6 protein-coding genes are annotated in these 7,161 nt (G+C 59.9%); 2 read left to right on the top strand and 4 right to left on the bottom strand.

Annotated elements, in window-relative coordinates:
• Positions 1–73: 73 nt before the first annotated feature.
• From NTD86_RS20215 to NTD86_RS20200, 4 genes are all read right to left on the bottom strand, one after another.
• The gene (locus NTD86_RS20215) at positions 74–934 is read right to left on the bottom strand and encodes an HlyD family secretion protein (RefSeq protein ID WP_262204904.1); all 861 of its coding nucleotides are present in this window, start codon (positions 932–934) and stop codon (positions 74–76) included.
• Positions 935–944: 10 nt separating this feature from the next.
• Positions 945–1,145 carry a DUF1656 domain-containing protein gene (locus NTD86_RS20210; RefSeq protein WP_262204902.1) on the bottom strand — a complete coding sequence of 67 codons (201 nt, stop codon included), beginning with the start codon at positions 1,143–1,145 and terminating at the stop codon, positions 945–947.
• A complete protein-coding gene (locus tag NTD86_RS20205; protein WP_262204899.1) occupies positions 1,135–3,321 on the bottom strand; it encodes an FUSC family protein in 2,187 nt (728 codons plus the stop codon). Before NTD86_RS20205 ends, NTD86_RS20210 begins: the two co-directional genes overlap by 11 nt.
• Before the next feature lie 85 nt (positions 3,322–3,406).
• Positions 3,407–4,909 (bottom strand): efflux transporter outer membrane subunit, encoded by a 1,503-nt coding sequence (locus NTD86_RS20200; protein WP_262204897.1) that lies wholly within the window; start codon positions 4,907–4,909, stop codon positions 3,407–3,409.
• A 219-nt stretch (positions 4,910–5,128) separates the two neighbouring features.
• Between NTD86_RS20200 and NTD86_RS20195 the strand changes: the two genes are divergently transcribed.
• The gene (locus NTD86_RS20195; RefSeq protein WP_262204895.1) at positions 5,129–6,061 is read left to right on the top strand and encodes a LysR family transcriptional regulator; all 933 of its coding nucleotides are present in this window, start codon (positions 5,129–5,131) and stop codon (positions 6,059–6,061) included.
• 87 nt (positions 6,062–6,148) lie between these two features.
• Positions 6,149–7,138: a 2-hydroxyacid dehydrogenase gene (locus NTD86_RS20190; RefSeq protein WP_262204893.1), complete on the top strand. Its 990-nt coding sequence runs from the start codon at positions 6,149–6,151 to the stop codon at positions 7,136–7,138.
• The last annotated feature ends 23 nt before the right edge of the window (positions 7,139–7,161 follow it).

Here is a 7,161-nt window from a genome sequence, read left to right as displayed (position 1 = left end):
GCGAGCTGGCCTCGCGATCTTTTAAAAGATCAAAAGATCGCGAGGCAAGCTCGCTCCTACACAGTCGTGAACGTTATTTGTCGGTCTGATCAACAATCACGGTGCAGGTGGTGCCGGCGGCCAGCAGGAAGCCGTCCGGGATTTCGTCGATGTGGATGCGCACCGGCACACGCTGGGCCAAGCGCACCCAGTTGAAGGTCGGGTTCACATCCGCCACCAGTTCGCGGCTCTCGGGGTTGTCACGGTCGTAGATGCCGCGCGAGATGCTTTCGACGTGGCCCTTCAAAACTTCGCCGCTCATCATTTGCAGCTCGGCGGTGTCGCCCACACGAATGTGTGGCAACTTGGTTTCTTCGAAGAAGCCATACACCCAAAACGAGTCTTTATCGATTACCGCCATTTTCGGATCGCCCACCCGCGCGTAGTCACCGGGGTGCACGTTGAGGTTGGTCACATAGCCGTCAACCGTGGCCACCACCTTGGTGCGCTTGAGGTTGAGTTTGGCCGCGTCCAGTTGCGCCTGGGCGTGCTGGTAATCAGCCAATGCCGAATCGGCGATGTTGCTCGCGTCATCGCGGTTTTCACGGGAGATCACCAGGTTGTCCATGTCGGCCCGGCGACGGGCGTTCTGTTTGCGCATTTCCCAGGTGGCCTTGCGCGACGCCACCAGCGATTCCGCTTGCTGGACGGCAATTTGGTAATGCTCGGGGTCGATTTCCAGCAGCACATCACCTTTTTTCACCAACTGGTTGTCTTTGACCGGCACGTTGACCACGTAACCGTTGACGTCAGCAGCGACGTTGATGATGTCGGCCCGGACCCGCCCGTCGCGGGTCCAGGGGGTGTTCATGTAATGCTCCCATAGGGTGCGGCCGATCCATATCGCAAGGGCCAAAACCAGCAAGGTGGCAAGCAGGCTGAAGAACTTTTTCATCGGATCAGTCTCAACGGTAAACAGTGAGCGCCATGGCGCCAAAAAGACACACAAACAGGCTCAGACGCAGCAGCGCCGGATGCCAGAAGAAGCGGTACAGGTCGTAGCCGGAAAACAATCGGTCAAAGCCCCATGCCAACCCCGCCGCGATAAAAAACATCAGGGTCATGGTGGGCATGTAGACGCCGTGGAAGGCGATTTCACGAGGCATGTTCAAGTCCTTGCGGCTGGGCATAGGCGGCCAGCGGCGATTGCGGGTCAAGCAGTGAAGAACGGATGAAGTGCAGGTAGCTTTGCACCCGGACCAGCGCCGAGGTGTCGAAGTTGCGGGCGAAGGGTTCATCGGCAGCCTGAACGCGGCTGATGGCGTGATCCACGGCAATCAGCGCTCGCTCGAGGTTGTTTTCGCCAGGCGCGATAAACAGGCGCACCAGCGCTCGGCCCATCACCCGGATGGCCTGACGCCACGGCTGCGACTCGGCGTACGCTGGGTGAACCGGCAAAATCGCCTGTTCCTTGCGCAACTCGATGATCGCGTGGCCCACCTCCAGCACCACGAACATCCAGCGCAGCAGTTCGCGCTGCACCTTGGGCTGGCCAGCTGCCAAGCCATAGGCCTGGTGCATCAGGTCGCGGGTACGGCTTTCCAGGCTGGAGCTCAAGCCGCGCAACTTGGCACTGATGGCGTACACCACTTGCTCGCGCAGGTCTTGCTCCAGACGGCTCCATAACCAGTGGCTGTTGGGCGGCAGAATGATCGCCCCCGCCGCGGCACACACCAGCATGCCGATGACCATGGCGATGTAGTCGTTGATGAACTGGTACGGGTTGTAGATCGTCAGGTTGTCGGGCACCGAACCGGTGCTGAAAAAGATCAGCAGGCCTAACCCAACGCCCACATAGTTGGCCCGCGAGGTCAGGAATGAGCCAAACACGATCACAGGGGTCAATACCAGGCACAGCAGCGGGAACCCGTCGATGTGCGGCAGCACGAAAAACATTTCGACAAAGCCCACCACTGCCCCGATAAAGGTCCCGCAGGCCATTTGAAAAGCCATGCGTTTCGGGTTGGGCGTGGCCGCCGACAAGCCGACCGTGGCGGCGGCAATCAAGGTCATGGTGGCGCCGCTCGGCCAGGCCGTCAGTACCCAATAGGTGCCCAGCACCACGAGGATGAAAGACGCCCGAATCCCGGAGGCCGCCGCCGACCACCAGTTGGTTTGCGAGATGAAGGGCTGGTCCCAACGTTCCCGTTCGTGGGTGTGATCGGCCAGCGACGCGTGGGTCAACGCGTAGTTGTGCAAGTCGTCGACAAACCGGAACAGCAGCTCAAAGGCTGTGTTGAAGTCCAGGAACTCCGTATCGCTGGGCTGGTTTTCCAGAAAACTCACCCGCAAGGCGCGAATCTGTGCAGGCAGGCGCCCCTTGAACTCGGCCAGTTGCTCGGCCAGCACGGCGGCGTCCTTGTCGGTCAGGGAGCGGCCTGAGTACGTGTCGAGCAACTGCGCGAGCAATTCCATCTCCGGTTCGACCGCCGAAATCACCGGCTGCACACTCCGCGAACGCAACCGCGCGAGCAGTTGATGCAAGGCGTTGAAGCGCGTGGTCACGGCCATGAATTCGCTGTTCAGGCGGCTCAGGCGACCACTGCGGCGGCGCATGTGCGGGTCTTCAAACACGGTCACGCTACGCATGCCTTCCAGGCCCACGCTCTCGCCGATAAAACGCACGTTGCTGGCTTCGTAGGCTTGCTGGGTCGACTGGCCGCGCAGGCCTTCGGCCACAAACCCCGCGAACACACCAAAGCGTTTATAGAGCGCGTCATGCATCGCCGCTCCAGCGGTTTTCGGCAGGATCGCGGCGCTGACCACGGTTGAGCACAAGATGCCCAGCGAGATTTCCAGCACCCGCCACACGGCTGCCATAAACGCACCATCGGGGTGGGCCAGGGCTGGCAGGCCGACCATGGCAGCGGTGTAGCCGGCCAGTACGAAGCCATAGGCGCGGAAGTTACGGCAGCGGGCGGCACCGGCCGAGCAGATGCCCACCCAAATCGCCATCGCCCCGAGAAACAGCACGGTGTTTTGCGCAAACAAGGCGATCAGCGCCACCATCACCGCCGAACCGGTCAGGGTGCCCAGAAACCGATAAAAGCTTTTGGCAAAGACTTGACCGCTTTGCGGCTGCATCACGATAAACACGGTGATCATCGCGGTGCGCGGTTGCGGCAACTCCAGCCGCATGGCCAACCACAGGGTCAGAAAGGCAGCGATCAATACTTTGAAAATATGAACCCAGGTCACGCCGTCGCTGCGCGCCCAGTCAAAAAAGCCTCGGCGCCATTCCAGCGAATACAGCCAGCGCACCGGGGCGGGCAAGTGGTTCATCTACATCTCCAGAAATCGCATTTAATCTGTAGGAGCGAGCTTGCTCGCGAATTTCAACGTCAAAAGATCGCGAGCAAGCTCGCTCCTACAGAGGTAGCGCCAACTTGGGTTTATTGGGCGCATAACGATCGTCTTTGGGCACATCGCTGCCCGCATCCAGACCACCCCCAAGTGCCGTCACCAATTCTGCGTGGGCACTCAGGCGCGCCGCCTCGACTTGCTGCTGCACCTGCTGCTGTTTGAACAGCAGCGTTTGCGCGTTGAGCACATTGAGGTAGTCGGTGAGGCCGCGTTGATAGGCGATCATGGCAATGTCGTAGGTCTTGCGCGCCGCCGCTACCGACTCCGCCGCGAACACTTGCTGCTTGTCCATGGACTCACGCTTGATCAACTGGTCAGAGATGCCTTTGAGCGCGTTGACCAACGTCTGGTTGTACTTGGCCACCGCCAGGTCATAGCCACCCGAGGCCGCGCCCAACTCCGAGCGCAGGCGCCCGCCATCAAAGATCGGCAAGGAGATGGCCGGACCGACGTTGTAGCTCATTTTTTGAGCCGTCAAAAAACCCAGCGCCGTGCCACCTGTCGCCATGAAGCCGATGCTGCCGACCAAATCCACATTCGGATAGAAATTGGCATGGGCCACGTCGATGCCACGGGCTTGCGCGGCGACTTCCCAGCGGCTGGCAACCACGTCCGGACGCTGGCCGAGCAATTGCGCCGGCAACGTTGATGGCAATTTGAGAACCGTGTTCAACGCCAGCGTCGGGCGTTTGAGACGGGCGCCCTCCCCTGGGCCCTTGCCGGCCAACGCGGCCAACTGGTTGCGGGTCAGGGCGATTTCTTCTTCCAGTGCGTCGATCTGGCGATGGGTTTCGGGCAGCGGCGCTTCGGCCTGGCTGACTTCAAAGTGAGTCCCGATGCCACCGTCCAGACGGCGTTGGGCCAGATCGCGGATTTGCTCTTGCTGGTGCAAGGTCGATTCGACGATGTCGAGTTGCGCATAGTGCAGCGACAACTGGATATAGGTGCGAATGACATTGTTCTGCAATTCCAGTTGTGCCTGGCGCGCCTCGGCGACGCTCATGTGCGCCATGTCCACCGCTTGCTCGGTGGTATTGCTTTCGCGCCCCCACAGGTCAAGGGCATAACTGAAGCCTAACTGGGCGTTGTTGTCCCACGTGTTGGCGCTGTCCAGACCACCAGGGCCATAGAACTGGTCTGACGGCCAACGGTGGCGTTTGAGCGTCGACTCGCCATTGACTTGCAGCGACTCAGCCGATTCGGCCACACCGGCCATGGCCTTGGCCTGCCGTACACGGGCGGCGGCAATGGCCATGGTCGGGCTGCCTTGCACCGCCAGACTGATCCAATTATCCAGTTGCGGGTCGCCATAAGCGCGCCACCATTGGGCTTTGGGCCAGTTTGCGTCTTGTGCGGCGCTTTGAATCGCCTCGTCCGTGGCCAGGGTATTGGCATTGAACATCTCGCCCTTTGGGGCGATACCACCGAAACCGATACAGCCATTTAATGCCAACGATAAAGCCAGAACACTGAGGGCTTTAAGCTCTCTGCTGATGCGACGCTGCACTGCTGCAAATTCCTGACGTGGGGGGAGGTTTTTCGAGATAGATAAGTCTATGGCTTGGCAGGGGCAACGATAAGCTGGCATAACTGTGATTCTTTATTACCGTTCACAGAATAATCCGTAAGTCGCATGAGATCCGGCCAGTAAATCCTGAAACTTCATGTCACAATTTGTCGCTGTCTCCTTTGTTGCTGTCCCCTACACCGCCCCTGAGAGCACTTCATGGACACTTTGCAAAACATGCGCGCCTTCAGCTGCGTGGCCGAAGCCGGTAGTTTTACCGCCGCGGCCGCCATGCTGGACACCACCACCGCTAACGTCTCGCGCGCGGTCTCCAACCTTGAGGCTCACCTGCAAACCCGCTTGCTCAACCGCACCACGCGACGCATTGCCCTGACCGAAGCCGGCAAGCGCTATTTGCTGCGTTGCGAGCAAATTCTGGCGTATGTCGAAGAAGCTGAAGCCGAGGCCAGCGATGCCCATTCGCGCCCGGCCGGGCAACTGAAAGTGCATACCATGACCGGTATTGGCCATCACTTCGTGATCGACGCCATTGCCCGCTATCGCAAGACCCACCCAGACGTCACCTTCGACCTGACCCTGGCCAATCGCGTGCCGGATTTGCTCAACGAGGGCTACGACATTTCGATCGTGCTGGCCACCGAACTGCCGGACTCGGGGTTTGTGTCCCAGCGCCTTGGCATCACCTACAGCATCGTCTGCGCTTCCCCCGACTATGTAAAAGCCAATGGCAAAGCGCTCAAACCCAGCGACTTGCTCAACCACGCCTGCCTGCGCCTGGTCAGCCCGGTGATTGCCCTGGACAAATGGGTCTTTGAAGGCCCCGAAGGCCAGGAAATGGTGTTGATCAATTCTTCGCCGTTTTTGGTCAACTCGGCCGATGCTATGCGCAACGCGATCATCAGCGGTATGGGCGTAGGGGTATTGCCGCTGTACTCGGCCATCGAAGGCCTGCGCAACGGCACGCTGGTGCGGATACTGCCCCAGTACCGCTCGCAAGAGCTCAACCTGTACGCCATCTACCCTTCACGCCAATACCTGGATGCGAAGATCAAAACCTGGGTGGAGTTCCTGCGCGGCTCGCTACCCGAGATTTTGACCGCGCATCAAATTGAGCTGGCAACGTACAGCTAAGGCCCCCACACAGATAATCAGGGCTGCACAATTTCGGCGGGAATGTTAGCGTGCTTACATTCCCGACAGCCGACGAGCCTTGTACCGATGAGTCTTTCTAATACCAAGAAAACCGTACTTGCCTTCAGCCGCGTCACGCCAGCAATGGTCGAGCGCCTGCGAGAGGATTTCAACGTCATCGTGCCGGACCCCAAGCTGGGCGATATCAATGCCCAGTTTGAGCAAGCCCTGCCCCACGCCCACGGTTTGATCGGCGTTGGCCGCAAGCTGGGGCGTCAGCAACTGGAAAACGCCAAAAACCTTGAGGTGGTGTCCAGTGTGTCGGTGGGTTATGACAACTACGACGTCGACTACTTCAACGAGCGCGGGATCATGCTCACCAATACCCCCGACGTGCTGACCGAAAGCACGGCCGACGTCGGTTTTGCCTTGATCATGAGCAGTGCCCGCCGCGTAGCCGAGCTGGACGCCTGGACCAAGGCCGGGGAATGGAAGGCCAGCGTGGGGCCCGCCTTGTTCGGTACCGATGTGCACGGCAAAACCCTGGGCATCGTCGGCATGGGCAATATCGGTGCAGCCGTTGCCCGTCGCGGCCGTCTGGGCTTCAACATGCCGATTCTGTACAGCGGCAACAGCCGCAAGCCGGCACTTGAGCAAGAGCTGGGCGCGCAGTTCCGCAGCCTGGATGAGTTGCTGGCCGAAGCCGACTTTGTGTGCCTGGTGGTGCCCTTGAGCGAGAAAACCAAGCACTTGATCAGCGAGCGCGAGCTCAACCTGATGAAGAAAAGCGCGATTCTGGTCAACATTTCTCGCGGCCCGGTGGTCGACGAAGCGGCGCTGATTAAAGCCCTGCAAAACAATACGATTCGCGGGGCAGGCCTGGATGTCTACGAGAAAGAGCCACTGCCCGAGTCGCCCTTGTTTGCGTTGAAAAACGCCGTGACCCTGCCGCACATTGGCTCAGCGACCGAGGAAACCCGCGAGGCCATGGCCAACCGAGCACTGGACAACCTGCGCAGCGCCTTGCTGGGTGAACGCCCACACGACCTGGTCAACCCCCAGGTGTTTAAAGGCTAATCGGTCAACGGGCGCCTCCACAA

The organism is Pseudomonas sp. 7P_10.2_Bac1 (assembly GCF_025465935.1).
GTDB lineage: Bacteria > Pseudomonadota > Gammaproteobacteria > Pseudomonadales > Pseudomonadaceae > Aquipseudomonas.
The sequence above is the reverse complement of the archived record's forward strand: the minus strand, read 5'-3'. Positions and strand labels throughout refer to the sequence as shown.

Coding starts and splice junctions, on each gene's coding strand:
- NTD86_RS20215 (WP_262204904.1), bottom strand. CDS start 934: ATGAAAAAGTTCTTCAGCCTGCTTGCCACCTTGCTGGTTTTGGCCCTT.
- NTD86_RS20210 (WP_262204902.1), bottom strand. CDS start 1,145: ATGCCTCGTGAAATCGCCTTCCACGGCGTCTACATGCCCACCATGACC.
- NTD86_RS20205 (WP_262204899.1), bottom strand. CDS start 3,321: ATGAACCACTTGCCCGCCCCGGTGCGCTGGCTGTATTCGCTGGAATGG.
- NTD86_RS20195 (WP_262204895.1), top strand. CDS start 5,129: ATGGACACTTTGCAAAACATGCGCGCCTTCAGCTGCGTGGCCGAAGCC.
- NTD86_RS20190 (WP_262204893.1), top strand. CDS start 6,149: ATGAGTCTTTCTAATACCAAGAAAACCGTACTTGCCTTCAGCCGCGTC.